At 34.4% G+C, this 23122-nt stretch carries 20 protein-coding genes and 1 tRNA gene; 6 read left to right on the plus strand and 15 right to left on the minus strand.

All coding sequences use genetic code 11. The features are described from left to right. Positions 1 to 235: 235 nt before the first annotated feature. The 5 genes from BN4220_RS03530 to BN4220_RS03550 all read right to left on the minus strand — a co-directional run bounded on the left by BN4220_RS03530 (position 236) and on the right by BN4220_RS03550 (position 6855). Complete coding sequence (locus tag BN4220_RS03530; RefSeq protein WP_066713674.1) at positions 236 to 1846, minus strand: mannitol dehydrogenase family protein; 1611 nt, start codon at positions 1844 to 1846, stop codon at positions 236 to 238. 10 nt (positions 1847 to 1856) lie between these two features. Next, entirely contained in the window at positions 1857 to 2930 is a 1074-nt protein-coding gene (gene uxuA, locus BN4220_RS03535; protein WP_066713677.1) for a mannonate dehydratase, read from the minus strand. A 213-nt stretch (positions 2931 to 3143) separates the two neighbouring features. Further along, the gene (locus tag BN4220_RS03540) at positions 3144 to 4172 is read right to left on the minus strand and encodes an ABC transporter substrate-binding protein (RefSeq protein WP_066713680.1); all 1029 of its coding nucleotides are present in this window, start codon (positions 4170 to 4172) and stop codon (positions 3144 to 3146) included. Positions 4173 to 4217: 45 nt separating this feature from the next. Beyond that, a complete protein-coding gene (locus tag BN4220_RS03545; protein WP_242867732.1) occupies positions 4218 to 5321 on the minus strand; it encodes an ABC transporter permease in 1104 nt (367 codons plus the stop codon). A 13-nt stretch (positions 5322 to 5334) separates the two neighbouring features. After that, a complete protein-coding gene (locus BN4220_RS03550; RefSeq protein ID WP_066713683.1) occupies positions 5335 to 6855 on the minus strand; it encodes a sugar ABC transporter ATP-binding protein in 1521 nt (506 codons plus the stop codon). A gap of 345 nt (positions 6856 to 7200) precedes the next feature. Between BN4220_RS03550 and BN4220_RS03555 the strand changes: the two genes are divergently transcribed. Then, entirely contained in the window at positions 7201 to 8277 is a 1077-nt protein-coding gene (locus tag BN4220_RS03555; protein ID WP_066713685.1) for a LacI family DNA-binding transcriptional regulator, read from the plus strand. A 141-nt stretch (positions 8278 to 8418) separates the two neighbouring features. After that, positions 8419 to 8491, plus strand: a tRNA-Lys gene (locus BN4220_RS03560). Between the two features lie 212 nt (positions 8492 to 8703). Here BN4220_RS03560 and BN4220_RS03565 read toward each other — a convergent pair. The 10 genes from BN4220_RS03565 to BN4220_RS03610 all read right to left on the minus strand — a co-directional run bounded on the left by BN4220_RS03565 (position 8704) and on the right by BN4220_RS03610 (position 18537). After that, on the minus strand, positions 8704 to 9594 hold the full coding sequence (locus BN4220_RS03565; RefSeq protein WP_066713689.1) for a selenium metabolism-associated LysR family transcriptional regulator: 891 nt from the start codon (positions 9592 to 9594) through the stop codon (positions 8704 to 8706). Between the two features lie 389 nt (positions 9595 to 9983). Further along, positions 9984 to 10619, minus strand: coding sequence for a V-type ATP synthase subunit D (locus BN4220_RS03570; RefSeq protein WP_066713692.1), 636 nt, complete (start codon positions 10617 to 10619; stop codon positions 9984 to 9986). Between the two features lie 11 nt (positions 10620 to 10630). After that, complete coding sequence (locus tag BN4220_RS03575; protein WP_066713695.1) at positions 10631 to 12046, minus strand: V-type ATP synthase subunit B; 1416 nt, start codon at positions 12044 to 12046, stop codon at positions 10631 to 10633. 11 nt (positions 12047 to 12057) lie between these two features. Continuing rightward, positions 12058 to 13824, minus strand: a complete 1767-nt coding sequence (locus tag BN4220_RS03580) for a V-type ATP synthase subunit A (protein WP_066713698.1) — start codon at positions 13822 to 13824, stop codon at positions 12058 to 12060. Positions 13825 to 13858: 34 nt separating this feature from the next. Then, the gene (locus BN4220_RS03585) at positions 13859 to 14428 is read right to left on the minus strand and encodes a V-type ATP synthase subunit E (protein ID WP_066713706.1); all 570 of its coding nucleotides are present in this window, start codon (positions 14426 to 14428) and stop codon (positions 13859 to 13861) included. 15 nt (positions 14429 to 14443) lie between these two features. Next, positions 14444 to 14752: a V-type ATP synthase subunit F gene (locus tag BN4220_RS03590; RefSeq protein ID WP_066713709.1), complete on the minus strand. Its 309-nt coding sequence runs from the start codon at positions 14750 to 14752 to the stop codon at positions 14444 to 14446. Between the two features lie 26 nt (positions 14753 to 14778). After that, positions 14779 to 15219, minus strand: coding sequence for an ATP synthase subunit C (locus BN4220_RS03595; protein ID WP_066713713.1), 441 nt, complete (start codon positions 15217 to 15219; stop codon positions 14779 to 14781). Positions 15220 to 15269: 50 nt separating this feature from the next. Next, entirely contained in the window at positions 15270 to 17165 is a 1896-nt protein-coding gene (locus tag BN4220_RS03600; RefSeq protein WP_066713716.1) for a V-type ATP synthase subunit I, read from the minus strand. Positions 17166 to 17186: 21 nt separating this feature from the next. Continuing rightward, positions 17187 to 18221 (minus strand): V0D/AC39 family V-type ATPase subunit, encoded by a 1035-nt coding sequence (locus BN4220_RS03605; RefSeq protein WP_066713719.1) that lies wholly within the window; start codon positions 18219 to 18221, stop codon positions 17187 to 17189. A gap of 4 nt (positions 18222 to 18225) precedes the next feature. Continuing rightward, positions 18226 to 18537, minus strand: a complete 312-nt coding sequence (locus tag BN4220_RS03610; RefSeq protein WP_066713722.1) for a hypothetical protein — start codon at positions 18535 to 18537, stop codon at positions 18226 to 18228. A 349-nt stretch (positions 18538 to 18886) separates the two neighbouring features. Here BN4220_RS03610 and selD point away from each other — a divergent pair, with 349 nt between their 5' ends. The 4 genes from selD to BN4220_RS03630 all read left to right on the plus strand — a co-directional run bounded on the left by selD (position 18887) and on the right by BN4220_RS03630 (position 22931). Then, positions 18887 to 19909: a selenide, water dikinase SelD gene (selD, locus tag BN4220_RS03615; RefSeq protein ID WP_066713725.1), complete on the plus strand. Its 1023-nt coding sequence runs from the start codon at positions 18887 to 18889 to the stop codon at positions 19907 to 19909. Between the two features lie 251 nt (positions 19910 to 20160). Then, on the plus strand, positions 20161 to 20778 hold the full coding sequence (gene yedF, locus BN4220_RS03620) for a sulfurtransferase-like selenium metabolism protein YedF (RefSeq protein ID WP_066713734.1): 618 nt from the start codon (positions 20161 to 20163) through the stop codon (positions 20776 to 20778). A 154-nt stretch (positions 20779 to 20932) separates the two neighbouring features. Beyond that, on the plus strand, positions 20933 to 21739 hold the full coding sequence (yqeB, locus tag BN4220_RS03625) for a selenium-dependent molybdenum cofactor biosynthesis protein YqeB (protein WP_066713737.1): 807 nt from the start codon (positions 20933 to 20935) through the stop codon (positions 21737 to 21739). A gap of 52 nt (positions 21740 to 21791) precedes the next feature. Next, the gene (locus BN4220_RS03630; protein WP_066713740.1) at positions 21792 to 22931 is read left to right on the plus strand and encodes an aminotransferase class V-fold PLP-dependent enzyme; all 1140 of its coding nucleotides are present in this window, start codon (positions 21792 to 21794) and stop codon (positions 22929 to 22931) included. Positions 22932 to 23122 lie beyond the last annotated feature (191 nt).

Raw genomic sequence — 23122 nt, forward strand, 5'->3', positions numbered from 1 at the left:
GATAAGGGCAGTCATTTTAGAGAAATATTTTATTTTAAACGAGTGCTAATCCTTAGCAGAGTAATTTTTAAATAGTAGGACAAAGCATTTGTGCTTTTAATTCCCATTATTTAAAAAAGTCAGTAAGAGTTATAAAACCCTTACCGACATTTTTATAAATCATCCTTAAACATGTTATGAATCATCTTTTTACTTTTTATTTGATCTTTTTATTCGATCTCTTTATTCGATCTTTTTATTTGATATACTTCCTCAAGGTATTCTCCACTGCACCTACACCTGCTATCATCTCATTAAAATACTCGATCACAAGGTCAGCCATTTTAACTTCCATTAAATCAACACCAAAGATTGTAGAATCTGTAAGCAAAGGCTTTAATTGACTTAATGTAGTTTTCTCCCCTAATTTAATATTCGTTACATAAGGTCGTACTTTATCAAGCAAAGGATCAGGACTTGGATCAAAGCTTTCACCTTTATCGTTGATTCCCATTAAATAGCGAAGCCAACCTGCAAAGACAAGAGGTATCACTTTTAAATCGCTAAGATTTAAATCCTCTCTTTTCTGATAAGCCTTAATAGTTTCACCAAAGCGTATGGAAAGTTTTTGAGAAGTGTCTGTAGCAATTCTTTGAGGCGTGTCAGGCATAAATGGATTTGGTATTCTAACATTTAGAACTTCATCAATAAAATCTTTCGGGTTCATAATACCAGGATCTACAACTACAGGAAGCCCTTCCTCATAGCCAATAATTTCAACCATTCTCTTTAACGTAGGATTCTTTATCTCCCCTGATATTAAATGATAGTCAAGAATGCAGCCAAATACAGCTAGTGCTGTGTGAAGAGGATTTAGGCAAGTACATACCTTCATCTTTTCCACTTTATCAACAGTTTCTCTATCTGCAAACAAAACACCGCCCTTTTCCAGGGCTGGTCTTCCATTCGGGAACCAATCCTCAATCACTAAGTATTCACTTTCCTCTGCATTAACAAAAGGAGCAGCATAAGTACCGTTATTGGTCACGACTTCCTTTAAGTCCTCAATATTATCTTTACTTAGTATTTCTTTGACTTTTGCATCTGGCCTTGGAGTAATTTTATCAATCATACTCCATGGAAAAGAAACTTTCTTGGAATCGTTGATATAATCTACAAATCCCTTGTCTACAACTCCATTTTCACTCCATTTACAAGCAAATGTATGTACCGCATTATAAAGTATAGTCCCATTATGAGAGCAGTTATCCATACTCACCATGGCAATAGGCATTTGATTGTTTTTATATCTCTCATACAAAAGAGCAGCTACTTTACCGATATAACTTACTGGCTTTATTGGCCCATTGATAAAATCATAGGTCACACTTTTTGCAAACTCTCCAGTATTATCTGTTAAAGAATAACCCTTTTCTGTAATTGTAAAACTGGCCATTTGAAGGGATGAATTTTTAAAAATTTCCTTAATACGTTCAAAATCTTTTTCATTTTCACTATCAAGACAAAGGGATTCAACGATACTTCCTATTACTGTTTTTTTAATATTGCCGTCCCCTTTTAAGGTAACTAAAATACTAAGATCATCATGTGGATGATACATCTTCTCTATAAGCTCATAACCATAACCTTCTGCAGCAATTAGACCCGTATCCATAATCTTTTGGTTTAACAATTCCTGCACAATATTTGCCTGGTATGCACGAAAGATATTGCCTGCTCCAAAGTGAATCCACCTTGGAGTTTCTTTGGTTCTTTCTTTCACCATTTCACGGTCAAAATCAGGAAGGATATATCCAGCACTCTCCCAAGCTATTCTATCTTTCAGTCCCTCATTATTTAGTTTCATTCGTTGCCTCCTACTTACATTTCTGACTCTTATCGATTGCTTCCCATAATCCATTCAGATAGGTAGCACCTAATGCTCTATCATATAAACCATAACCTGGCATAGCCACCTCTCCCCAAATCATACGTCCGTGATCAGGTCGTATTGGGCCTTCAAAATCCATATCATACAATGCTTTCATGATTTCATACATGTCAAAATCGCCATCTGAAGATAAGTGAGCTGCCTCTTCAAAATTATCCTGTGAGTGGAATTTTAAATTACGTACATGGGCAAAATGAATTCTTCCCTTTAAAGAGCGAATCATATCCGGTAAATCATTTTTTAAGTTGGTACCATAAGAACCAGCACAGAAAGTAACACCATTATGAGGATTATCCACCATTTTCATTAAACGTAAGATATTATCTTTATTAATGATAATTCTAGGTAAGCCAAATACGCTCCATGCAGGATCATCTGGATGAATTGCCATATCAATATTGTACTTATCACAAACTGGCATAATTCTTTCAAGAAAATACTTTAGATTTTCAAATAATTTTTCATCATCTACTTCTTTATATAATTCAAATAATTCTTTAATATGGGCCATTCTTTCCGGTTCCCAACCTGGCATGATAGATCCATTTGTTTCACCTGAAATAGAATTAAACATTTCTTCTGGGTTCAATTTATCAACTGCCTCCTGTGTATAGGCAAGCACTGTAGAACCATCCGGACGAACTCTTTTTAACTCAGTACGAGTCCAATCAAAGACTGGCATAAAGTTATAGCATACCAAGTGAATATCTGCCTGGCCTAAATGCTCTAATGTAGTTATGTAATTTTCAATGTATTTATCCCTATCAGGAGATCCTACCTTAATTGCATCATGAACGTTAACACTTTCAATGCCTTCTAATTTTAAGCCTGCTGCTTCAACTTCTTCCTTTAAAGCTAGGATATCTTTTAATTCCCATACCTCCCCTGGTACTGAGTCATATAAAGTAGTTATTACACCTGTTACTCCAGGAATTTGGCGTATTTGCTCTAATGTTACGGTATCAAATTTGCTACCGAACCAACGTAGTGTCATCTTCATATCGATTCCTCCTTATTTATAACTGTTAAAATAATATATTATCATCTTTATAAACTTATTTATTTTAGAACTGCGATTACGAAATCATTTCATTAAATACTGTCAGCAATTACAAATATAAACAGAACCTTTAAATAGAATGCCCCCTAGAAGCAAATCTTCGTAGGGGGTACTCTTTGAGAAAATTCTTATCCTTTGTTTATGTATTTTGAACTATTTAGAAGGGTTAATAACTTCTTGTACCTCTTTATCATCTACGTTTTTATTATCAACAATCAAAACACCAGTATCAATAATCTTTTCATCTACAGTTCCGCCATTTGCTAATTCAAGTGCTGTTTTAACACCATCATAACCCATTAGATATTGACGTTGTACAACAGAAGCAACATCATATTCACCACCACGAATCATTGTTTCAATTTCGTTAGAAAAGTCGAATCCAACCATTGTTAAATCAGTACGATTTGCCTCCATAATACCTGTTACGAAACCAACTGTTGAGCCATTGTTAGGTCCGAAAACTCCAAGTAAGTCTGGATATGTAGTTAAGAAATCCTGGCAAAAAGCAACTGCTTTACTAATATCACCATCGTTAATTTTAATATCGTCTTTTAAAACTTTCCATGCTGTAGGTGCATTTTCGTCCCAATATTCATTAAATCCTTGTAAACGGTCATTGATTGCTTGAGAGCCTGTAGAACCTGCTTGGATAGCAATGCTACCTTCTTTATCTTCAGGAACCCCTTTGGCTTTTAGTCTAGCGATCATTTCTTTCGCTGCCATTCTTCCTGCTTCAATATTATCTGTCATAAGTGCTGTGCTGTAATCTTCTCCATCAACGCTTGAGTCGATTAAAACAAGTGGAGTACCTGATTTAAACTGCTCAGAAATAGGATTTTTTAATGCTGTTCTATCAAGTGGAGCAATTACAATCGCATCTGCGTTAGCAGAAACTGCGTCTTGTAAGTAACGAACCTGTCCCTCGATATCAGATTCTGCTGCTGTACCAACAATAACAACATTACATCCAAGATCTTTACCCGCTTTTTCAGCACCTGCCTGAACTACTGACCAATACTGATTACCAAGTACCTTAACAATAACATAAATTGTTTTTTCAGAGCCTGTATTATTTTCCCCTGTTGACCCCATGTTTCCTGTGTTTTTGTCCGAACCTGAACAAGCTGTTAAACTTAAAACCAATACAAGTGCTAGCATCATGCTAATAATTTTTTTCATAACTAACCTCCTTAATTTTTGCTACAAATTATTTATAGTGAGTGTTTATTTTCTAAATAAACGACCAACTATTGATTTAAATGTTGAAGGACCTGCCGCATTATTCTTACGTTGGCGGTACATCTGCCTTGCAACTGCAAGAACTAAAATTAAGCCAATGATTACTTGTTGCCAGAATGAGTTAATTTTATTTAAATTCAAACCATTACGGATAACACCCATCATTAAAGCTCCGATTACAGTATTTAAAATAACACCTTCTCCACCTGTAATGGATATACCACCAAGTACTGCTGCCGCAATTGCTTCCATTTCATAACCAGTACCTGCTGTAGGTTGAGCAGAACTTAAACGGGAAGTTACTAAAATACCACAAATTGCTGCAGAAAGACCACTGATACAATATGCAAACATACGAGTTCCCACTGCATTAATACCGGAAAGTTTCGCTGCCTCTAAGTTGGATCCACATGCATAAATCTGACGACCAATGCGTGTTTTTGCAAGCACTATCCCAAGAATTGCTGCATAAACAAGTGCGATAATTACACTGTAAGACAAACCATTTGAAAAACGACCGCCACCTAACTTATAAAATAAATCTTGGACTTTCTGGCTTGGAATGCTTGTAGTATATACAGGAGCACCATTTACAATAGCATTTGCAAGACCACGGTAAACCCATTGGGTACCAAGAGTAGCTACAAAAGGTACAACGCCGAGAATCTCAATGAAAAATCCATTCATTACACCTGTAAGAACACCCATAACTAAGCAAATTAAAATACCAAGCCATAAAGGATATCCTTGAATCAACATCAACACCACAATGATCCCCGAGAGAGCCATGGATGCACCAGCCGATAAGTCATTACCACCACAGACAAGACAGAATGTCAGACCGCATCCTATGATTGTATATGTAACAATTTGCTGTAATAAGTTCTGCATATTTGCCGATGATAAGAATCTATCAGGCTGCAAAACTGCAAATATTGTAAACAGTATAATTAATACTATGGAGGATGAAATTGCTCGTTTCGTTGATACTCCAAAGTTGTCATAAAAACGACCAACTTTGCTACTTTTTATTTTTTCTGGTACTACACCTATTTTTTTAATGCCTAATATCATCTTATTCTCTGCCATAATCAAACACTCCTTAAGAAATTGTAGGGGCAGGTTTTCCCTCTAGTTTGTTATAACCTGCAGCAAGGTAAAGTATCTCTTCCTGCGATGTCTTTTTTGCATCCAGTTCGCCGTTAATGGTTCCTTCATGAATAACAAGAACACGATCACTCATTCCCAATATTTCAGGAAGTTCTGAAGAAATCATAATGATTGCAACCCCAGCATCACTTAATCGATTAAAAATCTGATATATCTCAAATTTAGCTCCTACATCAATTCCACGTGTTGGTTCATCAACAATCAAAACTTTAATATCATTGCAAAGCCACTTGGAAAGGACAATTTTTTGCTGATTTCCACCAGATAACTGACCGCATGGTTTTCGTAAATTCGGTGTTTTTGTATTCATCAGCTTTCTATATTTTTCAGCATTTTTAGCCCCTTCTTTGTCATTAATGAAGCCAAATCTAGATAGCTCATGTAAATGAGCCATATTTGTGTTATATTCCACGTCTAAGCTAAGTGCCAAGCCGTCGTACTTACGATCCTCAGTGGCATAAGCAAGCCCATTATTAATTGCTTGGATTACAGAATTAACTTTAATTGGCTTACCTTCCATATACAATTCCATAGAATCTGCTTTATCTGCACCAAAGACGCATCTCATTATTTCTGTTCTTCCTGCACCAACCAATCCTGAAATACCTAGAATCTCACCTTTATGTACTTTAAAATGATCCACATTTAATTTATTTCCTTGCCGTAAATTACGTACTTCTAACGCTACATCTCCGATTTTACGTTGATATTTCGGATACTTATCATCTAAAGAACGGCCAACGATCATATTAACAAGCTCGTCCAACGTAATCTCACTTAAACTTCTTGTCCCAATATATTGGCCATCTCTAATAACTGTTGCTCGTTCACAAATCTGTTTTAGTTCCTCCATACGATGAGATATGTAAACCATACCAACACCTTTTTTTTGCAGCTTTCGTACAATTTCAAACAACTGATCAATCTCACGGTCTGTCAATGTTGCTGTAGGCTCATCTAGTACTAAAATTCTTGAATTATACGATATGGCTTTTGCTATTTCCACCATTTGCTGTTGCGCTACACTAAGACTAGATACCATTGCATATGTACTGATATTAATTCCAAGATTATCAAGTATCTTTTTTGCTTCCCGATGCATTTGTTTGTCACTGATAAAACCTCTCTTTACTGGAGGACGTCCAATAAAAATATTATCTGCAACTGTTAAATGACGGCAAAGTGTTAATTCCTGAAATATAATACTAATTCCAAGTTCGTGTGCTTTTGCTACCGAATCAATGGTTACTTTTTCATTTTCAATATAGATTTCACCTTGATCTGCCTGGTAAACACCGGTCATAATTTTCATTAATGTGGATTTTCCTGCTCCGTTTTCACCAACCAAACCGTGAACTTCACCTTTATTTACCGAAAAAGACACATTATCCAGTGCTTTTACACCGGGAAATGATTTGCTAATTCCCTCCATCCGAAAAAGCTCTTCACTCATCCTCTCACCTCTTAATTTCTCTATTGAGTCGTGTTATTTTGATTAAATACCGTGTTCGTTAACGATAAGGTGATTATATGCAATTTTTTCCGTCTTGTCAACATATTATACAAAAAAATATTTTTTTATGTCAATCTATAATATATATTATACAATCGTTCAGTAAAATAACGTAAATCAAATGTTGCAAATTTAATAATTTTACGTATTTTTATGTTAACGTGCACGAAAATTTTCACAAGCACTATACAAATTAGGAAATATCTGTTATATTCTATAACTACATAGAACTTTATTCATTCTAATGTTGTTGGTATTATATGAAATATAGAGGGGGATACAAACATGGATAAAGATAATAAACGAGTAACAATAAAGATGATATCTGAAAAATCTGGTTTATCTGCTGGTACTGTAGATCGTGTGTTGAACAAACGTGAAGGAGTAAGCGAGAAAAGTAGGCAACACATCTTAAAAATTGCAGAAGAATTGGGATATCGTCCAAATAAATTTGCTAGTGCATTGGGGAGAAAAAAAGAACTTCGTATTGGAATCATTTACCCAGAGAAACCAGAGGATTTTTACAAAGATATTACACTTGGCATTGAACTTGCAGTGGAGGAATTACAAGATTATGGCGTTAGGGTAGATACCTTTCGTTATCCAACCTTTTCACCAGTCCATATCAAAGAATGTTTTTCATCCATTGATATTTCACTTTATGACGGATTTGCTGTAAATCCTGCAGGTGGAAATATTATATCGAACTATATCGATCAATTTATAGACCAAGGAAAACCAACCATTACATTTAATACAGATGCACCAACGAGTTCACGAATATTTTATTTCGGTAGTAATTCATTTCAATCAGGAATGATGGCTGCAGAGATGCTAAGCTCAATTATGAACGAAACAGGTAATGTATTAGTTCTTGGAAATCTTTCTAGAATGTCACCTTTTTTAGAACGTCTAAACGGATTTCTAGAGTACATGCAATTATATTCACCTGATATTCACATAAATATCTGTACCGATTGTAATCCCGGCTATGACTATGTCGAGAAATCCCTAACTGATTTTTTATCTACTACTCCAAATATCCAAGGAATCTTCTGTACTGGTTACTCTAGCACTGTAGGAGCGATCAATGCCTTAACAAAATTAGACCGTAAAGATATTAAATTAACTGGCTATGACGTAACCCCTACGACTGCCAAAGCAATCCAAGAAAATTGGTGTAACGTGCTTTTACATCAATACCCATTCCGACAAGGGCATCAAACCGCTCATCTTCTTGTAAAACACTTACTAGAAGGATGGACTCCACCAAAACAACAGATATACTTAGATGCACAAATTGTTATTAAAAGTAATGTTGAAAACTATAGAAACAATAAAAAATCTTATCTTATGAAGTAAATCAGCTATACAATATCTTTTACATCATTTCTTTTGATAAAAGTTGTAGAATGCATGAAAATTTTAAATAAAATCAAAAAAAGTTCTTGCATTTTACAACGAAATCGAATATAATATTTTCTTGTCAGCAACATAATATTCGCGTCTTTAGCTCAGTTGGTAGAGCACCTGACTCTTAATCAGGGTGTCCAGGGTTCGAGCCCCTGAAGACGCATTTACAAGGTCTTCGTTTGGCGTTAAATCGCTGGGTGAGGGCTTTTATTTTTGATGACAGCAAAGCTTTTACATATAAGGTCGTAACATTTAAGGGTTATCACTAACTTTTCAAATAAGTTTCGTTTACTAAAACAAGCCATCAACTCATTTAGAATTGATGGCTTGTCTATTTAATTTAAAACTTAATCTTTTCATATAAATTTAAGGGCCTTAATTTTTATAAAAATGCTTAACAAAATACTTAAATTCATTTAGATAATGATCCGAAACAATTTTTTTCTTATAAATAATATAAAAATTGCGAGTTGATGGAGGTTCAGGACGAAAGGTTAATATTTGCCCTCTTTCCTCTAAATCCTTCACTGCAAATCCTGAAATCATTGAAATTCCCATACCATTCACAATCAATCCTTTGATCGATTCAGGATCATTGATATAGGTAACTACGTTTAAAGATTCCGTAGAAACATTAATCTGATCCAAATAACGATACGCCTCTTTTTGAGTTCCTGATCCTCTCTCTCGCATTATTATAGGCTCTTTTAGTAATTCATGTATCGTAGCTTTTTGAGTCTTTAACCTAATATAATAGCTTGTAGCAGGTGTTGCAATTACTAATTCATCCTGGCAAAATACTTCGAAGTGGCATTCACTTGACCGAGGCATAGTACCTATCAAACCAATGTCAAGAGTCCCATCCAGTATTCGCTCCTCCACAAAACTAGAATCTCCTTGCCTCACGTCAAAATATACATTGGGTTGTTTTTTACGAAATGCAGGAAGAAGCTGTGGTAAAAGGTATGTGGAGGGAATTGTTGATGCACCTAGACGAATAATCTTCTTTGATTCCATATTGATATCTTGTAAAGCAGCATCCTTAAGTTCCACCAAGCGCTTAGCATAGCGATAAAACCGTTCTCCTTCATAAGTCATTTGAAATAATTTCGTTGTTCGTGCAATAAGTGTTGTCCCTAGCTCTTTTTCCAAGGTACGTATATGTGCACTAACTGTTGGCTGCGTTAGATACAACTTCTCTGCAGCTTTTGAAAAACTTTTCAAATCCACAACTGCTATAAAAGCTTCCAATTGTCTAAAATCCATAATTTAATCTCCTTGCATATGTAAAGTCCCCAGTAAGTTAACAGACTAGCTCTAATGCTTAATATAACGCAATACTGGCCTTATCAAACTTAAATAACGCACCATATATAATATTTATTTCTACGTAATATAGATTACTACTTCTTACTTATTTATAGATATTATCAATATATAATACAAAAATCAACTATAATACAATAACTATATCATTCCTTTCTGTGATATGATATTAATTATACTACAAAAGATATGGTACTTATCTTGAATTACATAAGCACAACAAACCAAATGCTTTATATGTAAAAATGTAAAATATCAATTAGGGGTAGTTGATATTAAAAAGAAGAGGATGTTTCAAAAACAATTTGAAACATCCTCTTCTTTTTTACTTATTTCCTACTTTTTTTATTTTCTTTCGTACTCTTAATTACTTTTAATCTTGTAAACTCTTCTCTTTCCTTTTCTTCCAATGCATTTGCAATGGTTACGGTAAGAGTTGAGTAATAAGGTATGGTAATATTCTTAAGCGCATTCGCACGCTTTTGCGTCTTTTTAATATTAGTTGCAAGGCGATAAGCGGCATTTTCAATCATCGATAAGCGAATGGTAAGTTCCTTAACCTTATTAAAGTGCTTACAAGCTTCATCAAGCGATAGTCTTGTATCGTAAAATCCATAAGAAGGAGTCGTATCCTTTTTTTCATCGTATTCAACTAAAGGAATCTCTGTACCCATAATGGATCTTGTTTTTATACGAATCGAATTTTCTTCTGGGATTGCATGACTTAATTCTTCTACATTATAGATACCCATTTCAATATTCGCTTTTTGAAGTGCACGATAAGCTGCACTGAAGGTTTCGTCTAATTCTGCCTGGATATCCTTCGCAGAATCAATTAGTTCCATAAGTTCACGAATTAAAATATTACGCTTCTTATCCATCAATTCATATCCTTGTTTTGAAAACACCAAGGAATTCTTAGCTAAGATAAGATTGCCCTTCGTAGGGAAGGTATTCAGGTCCATACAATCACCCCTTATCCTTCATTATTCGATTTCTTGCCTAACGAAATATCAATGTTTTGTTTATAATATTTATCCAAAATCTTAGTATCCACACGGTCAAGCTCTTCTCTAGGAAGGATGGTTAATAACTCCCAACCTAGACTAAGTGTCTCTTCCATGGAACGGTTTTCTTCTCTGCCCTGAGCAACAAATTTTTGCTCGAACATTTCACCGAATTTCAAATACTTTTTATCTAGTGGTGATAATTCATCTTCACCGATAACACTAGCAAGCGCTCTTGCGTCACCTACATGTGCGTAAGATGAGAATAACTGGTTTGCTAAATCTTGATGATCTTCTCTTGTATAACCTTCACCAATACCATCCTTCATTAAACGAGATAGAGAAGGTAAAACATTGATCGGAGGATAAATGCTCTTTTGATATAGAGATCTCTCTAATACAATCTGTCCCTCTGTGATATATCCAGTTAAGTCTGGAATTGGGTGAGTAATATCATCGTTTGGCATCGTTAAAATAGGCACCTGTGTTACAGAACCAGTAGAGCCTTTTACGATACCTGCTCTCTCATATAATGTAGCAAGCTCACTATATAAGTATCCTGGGTAACCTTTTCTACTTGGAATCTCTCCCTTAGAGGAAGATACTTCACGCATTGCTTCTGCAAATGAAGTAATATCAGTTAAGATAACAAGTACGTGCATACCTTTTTCAAATGCCAAATATTCTGCAGCTGTTAAAGCTACCTTTGGTGTAATCAAACGTTCAATTACTGGATCGTTTGCTAAATTTAAAAACATTGTAACGTGGGAACTTGCACCACTCTCTTCAAAGGTACGACGGAAGAAATCTGCAACGTCGTATTTAACACCCATAGCTGCAAATACAATTGCAAAATTCTCATCGGAATCTCCACCTAGAGAAGCTTGCTTTACAATCTGCGCTGCAAGCTCATCATGTGGCAAACCATTTCCTGAAAAGATAGGTAGCTTTTGACCACGAATTAAAGTAGTTAGACAGTCAATTGCTGAAATACCTGTCTTAATATAGTTTCTAGGGTATTCTCTAGAACAAGGATTTAAAGGTTCACCATTTACATTACGTCTTTCTTCAGAGGCAATGTTTCCAAGTCCATCAATTGGTTCACCTACACCATTAAATACACGACCAAGAATATCTTCTGACAAAGCTATTTCCATTGGATGGCCAGTTAACTTTGTATGTGTATTTTTAAGAGACATTTCTTCTGTTCCTTCAAATACCTGGATTACTGCTCTATTTTCATAAACTTCAACGATACGACCTAGTTTTCTTTTATTTCCATCGACTGTGATTTCAACAATTTCTTCATAGGAAGCATCTGAAACCCCTTCAAGGACAATAAGAGGTCCATTAATTTCACTAAGTCCTAAATATTCAACTGACATCTCTTCTCCTCCTATGCATTGGTTTCAATAAAGTGTTGATAGAAATTATCAATCTCTTCTTTATAGTCATTAAATTTATCTAATTCATCATTACCTACATCATATTTGATAGAAATGATATGATCAAATACCGGATTCTCACGAATAAGTGACATAGGCATGTTCATGTTAATAAGATCCCTTGCCTTTTTGTATAGATAAAGGATTGTTCTCATCATTTTTATCTGTTTTTCCATTGGAACATAAGTATCCGTTGGATGGTAAGCATTTTGTTGAATAAATCCTAAACGAATTACCCTAGCAATCTCTAATGTTAATTTTTGATCGTCTGGAAGAACATCGCTACCAATTAATTTAACAATTTCATTTAGCTTACTTTCTTCTGTTAACAATCTTAAAATTTCATTTCTAAGTTCCATAAAATCAGAACCTACATGTTCACTATACCAAGGTTGTAAATCACCTAAATACTCACTATAACTTGTTAACCACTGAATTGCTGGGAAATGTCTTGCATAAGCAAGTGATTTATCAAGTGCGTAAAAACAACGTACGAAACGCTTTGTATTTTGAGTAACTGGTTCTGAGAAGTCACCACCTTGAGGTGAAACTGCACCTATGATCGATACACTACCTTCGGAACCATTTAAGTTTTGTACATATCCAGCTCTTTCATAGAAGGATGAAAGTCTAGATGCTAAATAAGCTGGGAAACCTTCTTCTGCTGGCATTTCTTCCAAACGTCCAGAAAGTTCACGAAGCGCTTCTGCCCAACGAGAAGTAGAATCCGCCATAATCGCAACATGATATCCCATATCACGATAATACTCTGCAAGTGTAATACCTGTATAAATACTAGCTTCACGAGCAGCAACTGGCATATTTGAAGTATTTGCAATCAAAGTTGTTCTTGCAAGAAGTAGATTTCCTGATTTAGGGTCAACTAACTTTGAGAAATCCTCTAATACTTCTGTCATTTCGTTACCACGTTCACCACAACCAATGTAAACAATAATGTCTGCATCTGACCATTTTGCAAGCTGATGCTGAGTCATTGTTTTACCTGTTCCAAATCCGCCTGGAATCGCAGCTGTACCACCTTTTGCAATTGGGAATAAAGAATCTAAGATTCTTTGTCCAGTTAAAAGTGGTTTTGATGCTGGGAATCTCTTTGAACTTGGTCTAGGAACACGAATTGGCCACTTTTGAGTAAGTGATAATTCTTTTTCATTTCCTTCTTTATCCCTAATAACTACGATTGTATCTTTAATCGTATATTTACCGTCTTCTACTACACGTATTACTTCGCCTGTGACATCTGGTGGCACCATGGATTTATGTAGTACGGCAGTTGTTTCAGGAACTTCTGCAATTACTGTACCACCATAAATACGATCGCCAACCTTTACTGTTACATGTACATCCCAAAGCTTTTCTTCATCAAGTGCAGATACATTAACACCTCTTGAAATAAATGCTCCAGATTGCTTTGCTATTTCATTTAATGGTCGTTCAATACCATCAAAAATATTACTAATAATACCTGGAGCTAGTGTTACAGAAATTGCACTACCAGTAGCAATAACTTCTTCTCCTGGGTATAGACCTGTTGTTTCCTCAAAAACTTGGATTGTAGTTGTTTCTTTGGTAAGACCAATGACTTCACCAACGAGTCTTTGCTTTCCAACCAAAACCATTTCAGACATCTTGAAACCAAGATTTCCTTTTAAGTAAACAATTGGTCCATTGATTCCATATATTTTTCCTATTCTATCCATTGGAGATACCTCCGTTTATTTATATAAAACTACATTACATAATTGAAAATTGCTCTTTTGCATCAATAAACTTACTTTCAAAGGAATTATTAATTAAGATATCCTTTTCGTGGATTACTGCACGAATACCACCCCAGAAGTCTCGATCGCTAATTGTAATCTCGATTCCCGTTGATTCTTCTAAGCGTTTTTTCTTATCCTCATCACTTGGGTTAATATACACCGTCATCGGTAATCCTTTTGAAAATGCAATTGCATCTTTTATTTGTTTTTCAAGGAGGAGTACATACTCCTCTGTTTTCATAAAGCTATTGAGACGATTCTTTACATCTGTAAATAATTGCTCCGTTAGTTCGTGAGAAAGGTCACTTTGCTTGTGTCTTATACTAAGTATTTGTACAGCAAGCGCTGAATTTTTTTCACGGTGAAGCTTCTCTGATTCTTGCTTTAAATAAGATGCTGCTTTTTGTTCTGCTTCTTTTTTATATTCCTCATAATTCTTCTTCATTAACTGAGTATATTCTTCCACCATAGAAGTGTTTAAAGCAGTAGCAGCATCCACTGCTGTATTGTAAAAATGCTCTGCCTTTTCCTTAATATTCACGCGCATTCACCTCACTTATAATTTCAAACCAATGGCCTCATTCACATATGAGGTAATAAAATCCTCGCTTCTTCCTGTACCGTGTCGATCTGGAATCTCTACGATTAAAGGAAGACGGCGATTTAATTTAACATCATTTATAATCTCAGGAAATTCTCGTCCGAATTTTTCTGTGATTAAAATAATGCCTATGGTTTTATCGGAAACTGCCTTTTCTAATTGTTCTTTTAAATGTTTTTGGGAATGTATAACTACTCCTTCAATACCTGCAAGACGCATACCAACACAAGTATCTACATTATCACTAATTAAAAACATTCGCATATTTAATCACATCCTTAGATTATCTATTAAGCATTTAAAATCATGAAGGAAATAAGCATACCGTAAAGAGCAACACCTTCTGCTAAGGCAACGAAGATAAGTGCTTTACCCATAATGCTTGAATCCTCACTAAGTGCTCCAAGTGCTGCAGATGCTGCACTAGCTACGGCAATACCAGCACCGATTGTTGACATACCTGTTGAAAGAGCTGCTGCAATATACTTTAAGCCTTCACCAGTAGAGAAAATAGAAGCTGCTGCTGTTGTTGCTTCTGCTGCAGATGCTGTTACAGAGCCACTAAATAATAATATCGTACCAACTACTAAAGTTCCAAAGAAAGCAAATACGTTACATGCCATAACTGCTTTAAATGTTTTCTTTCTCTTCTTTTCTGTAATAAAATAATATCCAAATGGTAAAATAATACTAGAAACTAAAATTAATGATAAGATAAGTTTTGCATCCATGTCAAAAAACTCCTTTATAATTATTTTTTATTTAATAATTTAAATTATAATTATTTTTTCTTTAATGATTTAAATTCTTTACCTGTACCTGAATAAAAACGGCTAAACATTTCATAGTATTCCAAACGTAATACTTGAATACCTACGATTAAACCTTCAAGGCCAGCTACAAATATGTTACCAAGTGCAATAATCAATAAATTTGGATGAAGTGTTTCTGCTTTACCAAGCATTAAAACTACTGACATCATACCCGCATGGCTTAATGCAAATGCACCAACACGGACGAAAGATATTGTATTTGTAACATAACTTAAAAGTACTTCAAATAATTCAAAGAATGCTTCTAAGAAGAACATTCCCTTACTACCTTGTATTAAATCTCTTTTTTTCTCAATCCATCTTGATAATGGCTCTCTTAAGAAAATAAGGATGAGTGGTAATATAATTGTAAAAAACATTACAATAAATCCTGGTGCTGTATGACCAGTAGCAAGTAATAATACAATTACAATCACTGAAGCATAGAAAACCAATCCTGCTACTCCGTTTGTATCAAATAAATACTTTTCAATATTCTTTTGACGAATACCATTGATAATATTCATTATCATAGCAATCATATTAAGGGCTACACCAAAACCAATTGCTGCAATTAAAACAGTCATTGTATCATGCATTGGATTTGTCCAAAGCGGCGTTAATACGTCTTCATAGCCAAATATACTACCATATAAAAAGCCGAATATCGTTGAAAAGATACCTGCACAAGATATAATTGCAGCAAGATTTAATTTCTTAAGTTTATAAAGAACAAATCCGCCAACAACTAGACAAAGTCCCTGACCAACGTCACCGTACATCATACCAAACATAAAAGAATAGGTAAGCGCTACAAAGATTGTTGGATCAATTTCTTTATAGGCTGGTAACCCATACATTTTTATGAACGTTTCAAAGGGTTTAAAAATTTTAGGATTCTTAAGCTTCGTGGGGGGGGTCGAGGTCGTACTACTTATATTATCGTCAACAAGACAATTAACCTCTTCATCCCCTTCTATGTCGGCTAGGAAGTTCTTAGTATCTTTTTCTGACATCCAACCACAAAGAATATAATATACTTCCTCTTCCTTTCTAGTACAAGCCGCTAACTTACGAATCTGGCTATTGTTGCAATAACTAGATAGTCGATCATATGCAGCAATGAAGTCACCTGCATGCTTTTTAAGGACTTCTTTCATTACGTCATTTAACTTTGCTTGATTTTTTGCAATTTCTTTCTTTTGGCCTGCAAGCATAGCACATACATCACTTGGTGTACCTTCATATTGCTCTTCAAAGTCAACATCCTCAAAATGTAAGGATGAAAGAATTGCATCTACCTTATTTGCATGCATTTGAGGCACGAAATAAACACCCCAAACATAATTTTTATCTGACTTACATTCATAAAAAATTATGTTTAATGCTTCGTAAATATATTTTACAAACTTCTCATAATAATCAATGGCAATGCGACCAAATTGATATTTGATAAATTTAAATTCGGACAACTTCTTTAAGTCAAATTCTAAGGACTTAAAAGGTTCCATTTGCTTTTCTTTTTCAATGATTGCTTGTTTTTGATCTAAAAGTTCTTGCTTTTGTTCCTTTAACTCACCAAGCAAAAGATGCATGTTCGTTAAAAAATCCTCAGCTTCTTTATACGTCATTTGTTTTCCTGAGGAAGCCGTATCTATTTTTAATTGCTTAATAATTTCCTCAGATTTTGATACCGTTTCCTTATAAGAATTGGTGTCAACATATGGCGTTAGATTATGCAACCCATTTAGATCGGATAATGCATTTTCTACATGCAGTTGGTATTTTTTTAAATAGACATCAATGACACGATTAATGTCTTCTTTTGGACCAGTAATTCGCATAAATTTCATTTTTTCAATCACTGCACCACACCTCCTAACAATTTATTTCAAATACTGCATTATGGCATCAGGTTCTACACCATACCGTACGCATTCTAGCACCGTTGTTAATTGATCAACTTCTCGTTCCTTTTTATATAAATAGAAATGAATTGGTGCCATACTAACAGGATTTTTTAAGCTATTCTTTTCATACACACTATAAACTCTCTCATAGTAAGAACGCTCCACATCCTCTTTTGTTGGATTATCATTATCAATACGATACTTCGTTCCTTGCAAGATCCTAATAAATTCATCCATTGAAATTGCTTGGATCATAGCAGTTAACTGCTCCTTTTTCAAATGATATGAAATAGGTATTACAATTGATAAAATATCCGCAATTTCTACGTTATAGTACTTTTTACAACGATACACAGACATAATATTCTGCAAGTCAATAATAGTACCAATCGTATCTGTATAATCCTTTAATTCTTCACCTTTTAAGTATCGCCCTTTTAACTTCCATATCTTTTTATAATAATAAATATTTAGCTCCATTTGATAGTCATATAATGTTACATTTTTTGTGTTGGACAATCGACTAAACAATGGATAATATTCAGTACCACGCAAATAATTCGTAAATTCATCAATTGTTGTGGCATTTTGTAATCCCTCTAAATTTAAACTTGTATTTTTAGAAAATACTTTCTCAAAAGCACTTACATCTACCGTTGTTCCGGGATGTAATACATGCTTTAAGCATTCTTGTAATGCATGGACTTCATATCGGAAAAAGCTAAGCTTAAGGACGTTTCGTTGATTCTTATTAGCAAAATGAAAAATTTTCGCATAACTCTCATATACTGTTTTACTTAATATACTCTCTATTAATCCACGATGCGTATTCATTTCATTTACATTTGAAAAATACGGCTCATACGCTCGATGGTTTTTAAAAAACAAAACAAAATCACTTGCTGTTTTTACATTAGAAAGCATAGTATAGTCATCAGTATGGATGAGACTTTTCTCCATAGCCTTTACTTTCGTAGTTATTGCGCTATAGGATAATAACTTTCCTGCCATAAGATCACTCTCCTATGATTTGATGAAATAATTGATCCACAAACACATCATGATTTGAAGCAAACTTTTCTTTCATCTGCTTAACACTTTCCTCGTATTCTTTCATCAATGTTTGTTTGCCTTCTTCTAACTCTTTTTCATTTGCACTTTTTAAAGCATCCAACTTTTCTTTTGTTGATTGCTTTATTTTGTTGTCCAAATCTTCCATATCTTGCTTTGATTGAATTCGTAACCGCTTCTTTTCCTCTTCTGCAAGATTTAGAATTTTGGTTGCCTTCTCCTCTACTTCAGACAGTAGATTCATAACCTGTTCCATACGATACCCTCCAATCTACTTTAGGTAAGCTGTATCTATAATACTCCTTTCTTTCAAAAAAGCTAGCATAAAATTTATCGAAGTTTCACACCTTTATTTGTTCAAATTTATAAGTTCTGCACAAACAATTCTGGGGCAACTTTCTTTATTTTATAATTTATTGGAATATCTGGGATTTACAGCCAAACCCAAAACCTGTTTCACTCTTCTTGACATGAATATGCCCATATGATATGCTTTTTCCAAGATAAAGTCAAATTTATAGGGGGTTGTTGCGAAATAGTTGCTTGATTTAAGGCTTATTTACTATTTTGAAACAACCCATTTTTTCAAAGAAAAGAGGTTATCTATGGAAAAGCAAATTTTATTTTGTAACAATGGTGGTTGCACCGCCAAATTAGGACCAGCTGTTTTAAGTAAGATTCTCGATAAAATACCGAAAACTTATGATGAGAATTTACTTGTTGGATATGATAGCAATGATGATGCCTCTATCTATAAACTAACAGATGAGTTAGCAATCGTTCAAACACTCGATTTTTTCCCTCCAATGGTTGAAGATCCCTATACTTTCGGGCAAATCGCGGCAGCCAATGCATTAAGTGATATTTATGCCATGGGTGGTGAAGTAAAAACTGCCCTTAATATAGTATGTTATCCAGAAACACTTGATCTTAATATACTTGGACAAATTTTAACTGGTGGTGCAGACAAAGTTGCAGAAGCAAATGGTGTTTTATCTGGTGGACATTCCATTGCAGATAATAGTGTGAAATATGGTTTGTCTGTTACTGGAATTCTTCATCCCGATAAAATTTTAAAAAATAATTCACCGCAAATAGGGGATGCTCTTATCCTTACTAAACCCTTAGGTGTTGGATTAATTACTACTGCTAATCGTGTTGGTGAAGCATCAAAAAGCGCAATGGATAAAGCAATCCACTCAATGACAACATTAAATAAATATGCTGCTGAAATTATGAGAGAATTTGAAGTCCATGCATGCACCGATATTACTGGTTTTGGATTTCTTGGACATTTGCATGAAATGTTAAATAAAACGTTTTCTGCGACAATTTATTCTAATAGTTTACCAATTATTGAAGAATCTATTTCATATGCAGAAGATTTTTTAATTTCTGCTGCAGGTCAGCGAAATCGTAATTTCTTAAGTCCATATGTGAATTTTAGTATTAATAATTTTGGCATTGAAGAAGTCTTATTTGATGCCCAAACCTCAGGCGGATTATTATTTAGCGTAAAAAAAGAAGATGCCCAGTCTGCACTTAAAGCTTTACAAAAATTAGACATGCCTTGTGGTATCGTTGGTGAAATTACAGAAAAGAAAGAAATTGAAATAGAAGTTATTTAATAAAAAAGCTAATACGTTGGAAATTAATTGGTTGGATTATTTATGATATAGCAATTTCTTACGATTCGCTTTAAAATTATATAGATAGTAATTTTATAGTAAGCTTATATAATAGTAATGTTATAGTAGGTTGATATAGATAGTAATTTTATAGTAAGTTGATATTAATTTTATATAGAAGTAATTAATTATTTTTATGCAAAGTTTTATGCTGATACATACTTGGCAAAGACTTGATGAATGGAGGAAAAATGAAAACACTCGTAGATGCACGTGGTAAATTATGCCCAGAACCAGTCATTATGACAAAAAATGCAGTTAAAAATAGCAATAGCAATGATGTAATAGAAGTTTTAGTTGATAATATGCTGGTGGTTCAAAATATTACAAAATACGTTGAAAAAAACAACTTTCAAATGTCCTACGAAGAAACACCAGAGCATACCTTTAAGATTCATATCTCCCTATCTTCAACCTCTGACCCAGCTCAACTAGTACAAACAGAGAATGAAATAGAAGATGCAGTTATTAAAAAAGGAACTATTGTTGTTATAAATTCAAATGTGCTTGGAAGAGGCGATGATGCACTTGGTACTGTTTTAATGAAAAATTACATCTATGCCTTAACAAAAGCAGATTCCTATCCTGAAACAATTCTTTTTTACAATGGAGGAGTGCATTTAACAACGAAGGACTCCGATAGTTTAAATGATTTGATTGATTTAGCAACTGCAGGAGTTGAAATTCTTAGTTGTGGTGCATGCTTAAATCACTATCAATTATCAGACTCTTTACAAGTTGGTGGAGTGACCAATATGTACGAGATTGTTGAAAAAATGATGAACGCAACCACAGTAATTACTCCATAAAGGAGTTCCTATGGTTATAAAAGAAGTTCCTATGTTTACAAAAGGATTTCCTATGTTTACAAAAGCATTTCATCTATAAACAAACATTCAACTAAATAGCACATTGTGCATTCACTTAAGAATAAAACTACCTATTGGTAGCATGGAGGATCGAATGGATATCATTAAAAATAATATAATTATTGTTCGTGGTGGTGGTGATATTGCAACTGGTACTATCCATCGTTTACATAATTGTGGATTTTCTGTTTTAGTACTAGAAACCAAGAAACCATCTTCCATCCGTAGAAAAGTTTCTTTTTCAGAAGCTATTTACGACGGTGAAATTACAATTGAACAAGTTCGCGCAAAATATGTTAAGACTATAGACGAAGCAATGACTTGCTTTAAAGAAAACGTTATACCCGTTATGATCGATGAAGCAGCCGATATTGTAGCACAGGTAAAACCCAAAGTTTTAGTAGATGCAATATTAGCGAAAAGAAATGTTGGAACCAATCGTGACATGGCAAATATCACAATTGGTCTTGGACCTGGCTTTACCGCTGGTAAAGACGTAGATGCTGTAATTGAAACTATGAGAGGGCATAACCTTGGACGAATAATATATGAAGGCTCTGCCATGGAGAATACTGGGGTGCCTGGAAATATCGGTGGCTTTACAAAAGAGCGAGTTATTTACTCTCCTGCTGCTGGAACAATAAAAAACATACATCACATTGGTGATTTAGTAGAACAGGGAGAAGTCCTTACACATATCGAAGACACTCCAGTTCTTGCAAGCATTTCTGGTGTTCTTAGAGGACTTATTCGTGATGGATACACCGTAACGAAAGGCTTTAAAATTGCAGACATTGATCCAAGATATTCAGAAAAGGACAACTGTTTTACCATTTCTGATAAGGCTAGATGCATTGCAGGCAGTGTATTAGAAGCTATATTCTATTTAAGCAAAAAATAATTTGTTCTCATTTACTTATTCATAACCATAGTAATAATAAGAGGTAATGTTTATGATTTACTTTGATAATGCTGCTACCAGTCTTTTAAAACCAGACTGCGTAGCAGACGCTGTTTATAAAGCAATAAAAGAACTAGGAAATAGTAACCGGGGCGTGCATGAATCTACTCTGAATGCATCCCGGTTATTGTTTCATGCTAGAACTTTAATATCAGATTTTTTTGATGGAGATGGACCAGAGCAGACCATCTTTACTTCTAATATTACAGAAAGCCTAAATACCGTAATTCAGGGGCTATTCAAAAAAGGAGACCATGTTATAACCACTGCACTTGAACATAATTCTGTGCTCCGCCCCCTTTATTTTATGGAACAACAAGGCGTAGAACTTTCTATATTAGAATGTAATGAATATGGGGTTCCTCATTACGATGCACTTAAGAATCTCATTCAATCCAATACAAAAGCAATTATTTGTAATCATGCATCCAACTTAACAGGTAATGTAATTGATTTAGAAAGAATAACTACTCTATGCAAAAAGCATGGTATATTATGCATTCTCGATACCGCCCAAACAGCAGGTGTTTTTCCTATTTCCATGAAGAACCAAGGAGTTGATATTCTTTGTTTCACTGGACACAAAGGCCTATTAGGCCCACAAGGAACCGGTGGATTTTTACTAAAAAAAGGAATAAATATAACTCCCTTAAAATATGGTGGAAGCGGTGTTTCTACCTATTTAAAAGGACAACCAACGCAGTTACCAGAATCCCTAGAAGCAGGCACGATAAATACTCATGGAATTGCTGGTTTAGTGGCTGGAATTGAATATATCAATAAAATAGGCCTTAATACGATTCAAAAAAAAGAACTTTCTTTGATGTGGAAATTCTACAATGCCATTAAAGACCTTAAAAATGTGAAAATTTACGGAGAATTTGGAACTCCAATAAGAGCAGCTATTGTATCTTTAAATATTGGGGATCTTGATTCTGGATTTATATCTGACAAATTAGCTTATGATTATAATATATGTACAAGATCTGGAGGCCACTGTGCTCCGTTGATGCATAAAGCACTTCATACCGTAGAGCAAGGTGCCGTTCGTTTTAGCTTTTCTCACCTTAATACCGAAGATGAAATTAACATTGCAATACGTGCAATAGAGGAATTATCCAATATAGAATAGATGGAGATAGATATCTAGAAATAAATTTATATATTTTTAGGTATCTATCTTTATATATTAGAGATATGGAAGAGATTTATAGATATTTCAAGTTATCCATCTTTATAGATTTGAGATATATTAGGGATTTATAGATATTTCTAGATACTTGCATTCAACTACGAATAAATATTCATAAAAAGTTTTATGAT

Source organism: Clostridium sp. Marseille-P299 (assembly GCF_900078195.1).
Classification (GTDB): Bacteria; Bacillota; Clostridia; order Lachnospirales; family Lachnospiraceae; genus Lachnoclostridium.

Excerpts from the sequence above, each read along its gene's own strand:
- BN4220_RS03530 (WP_066713674.1), bottom strand. The coding sequence starts at position 1,846 with ATGAAACTAAATAATGAGGGACTGAAAGATAGAATAGCTTGGGAGAGT.
- uxuA (WP_066713677.1), bottom strand. The coding sequence starts at position 2,930 with ATGAAGATGACACTACGTTGGTTCGGTAGCAAATTTGATACCGTAACA.
- BN4220_RS03540 (WP_066713680.1), bottom strand. The coding sequence starts at position 4,172 with ATGAAAAAAATTATTAGCATGATGCTAGCACTTGTATTGGTTTTAAGT.
- BN4220_RS03545 (WP_242867732.1), bottom strand. The coding sequence starts at position 5,321 with ATGGCAGAGAATAAGATGATATTAGGCATTAAAAAAATAGGTGTAGTA.
- BN4220_RS03550 (WP_066713683.1), bottom strand. The coding sequence starts at position 6,855 with ATGAGTGAAGAGCTTTTTCGGATGGAGGGAATTAGCAAATCATTTCCC.
- BN4220_RS03555 (WP_066713685.1), top strand. The coding sequence starts at position 7,201 with ATGGATAAAGATAATAAACGAGTAACAATAAAGATGATATCTGAAAAA.
- BN4220_RS03565 (WP_066713689.1), bottom strand. The coding sequence starts at position 9,594 with ATGGATTTTAGACAATTGGAAGCTTTTATAGCAGTTGTGGATTTGAAA.
- BN4220_RS03570 (WP_066713692.1), bottom strand. The coding sequence starts at position 10,619 with ATGGACCTGAATACCTTCCCTACGAAGGGCAATCTTATCTTAGCTAAG.
- BN4220_RS03575 (WP_066713695.1), bottom strand. The coding sequence starts at position 12,046 with ATGTCAGTTGAATATTTAGGACTTAGTGAAATTAATGGACCTCTTATT.
- BN4220_RS03580 (WP_066713698.1), bottom strand. The coding sequence starts at position 13,824 with ATGGATAGAATAGGAAAAATATATGGAATCAATGGACCAATTGTTTAC.
- BN4220_RS03590 (WP_066713709.1), bottom strand. The coding sequence starts at position 14,752 with ATGCGAATGTTTTTAATTAGTGATAATGTAGATACTTGTGTTGGTATG.
- BN4220_RS03595 (WP_066713713.1), bottom strand. The coding sequence starts at position 15,219 with ATGGATGCAAAACTTATCTTATCATTAATTTTAGTTTCTAGTATTATT.
- BN4220_RS03605 (WP_066713719.1), bottom strand. The coding sequence starts at position 18,221 with ATGGCAGGAAAGTTATTATCCTATAGCGCAATAACTACGAAAGTAAAG.
- BN4220_RS03610 (WP_066713722.1), bottom strand. The coding sequence starts at position 18,537 with ATGGAACAGGTTATGAATCTACTGTCTGAAGTAGAGGAGAAGGCAACC.
- selD (WP_066713725.1), top strand. The coding sequence starts at position 18,887 with ATGGAAAAGCAAATTTTATTTTGTAACAATGGTGGTTGCACCGCCAAA.
- yedF (WP_066713734.1), top strand. The coding sequence starts at position 20,161 with ATGAAAACACTCGTAGATGCACGTGGTAAATTATGCCCAGAACCAGTC.
- yqeB (WP_066713737.1), top strand. The coding sequence starts at position 20,933 with ATGGATATCATTAAAAATAATATAATTATTGTTCGTGGTGGTGGTGAT.
- BN4220_RS03630 (WP_066713740.1), top strand. The coding sequence starts at position 21,792 with ATGATTTACTTTGATAATGCTGCTACCAGTCTTTTAAAACCAGACTGC.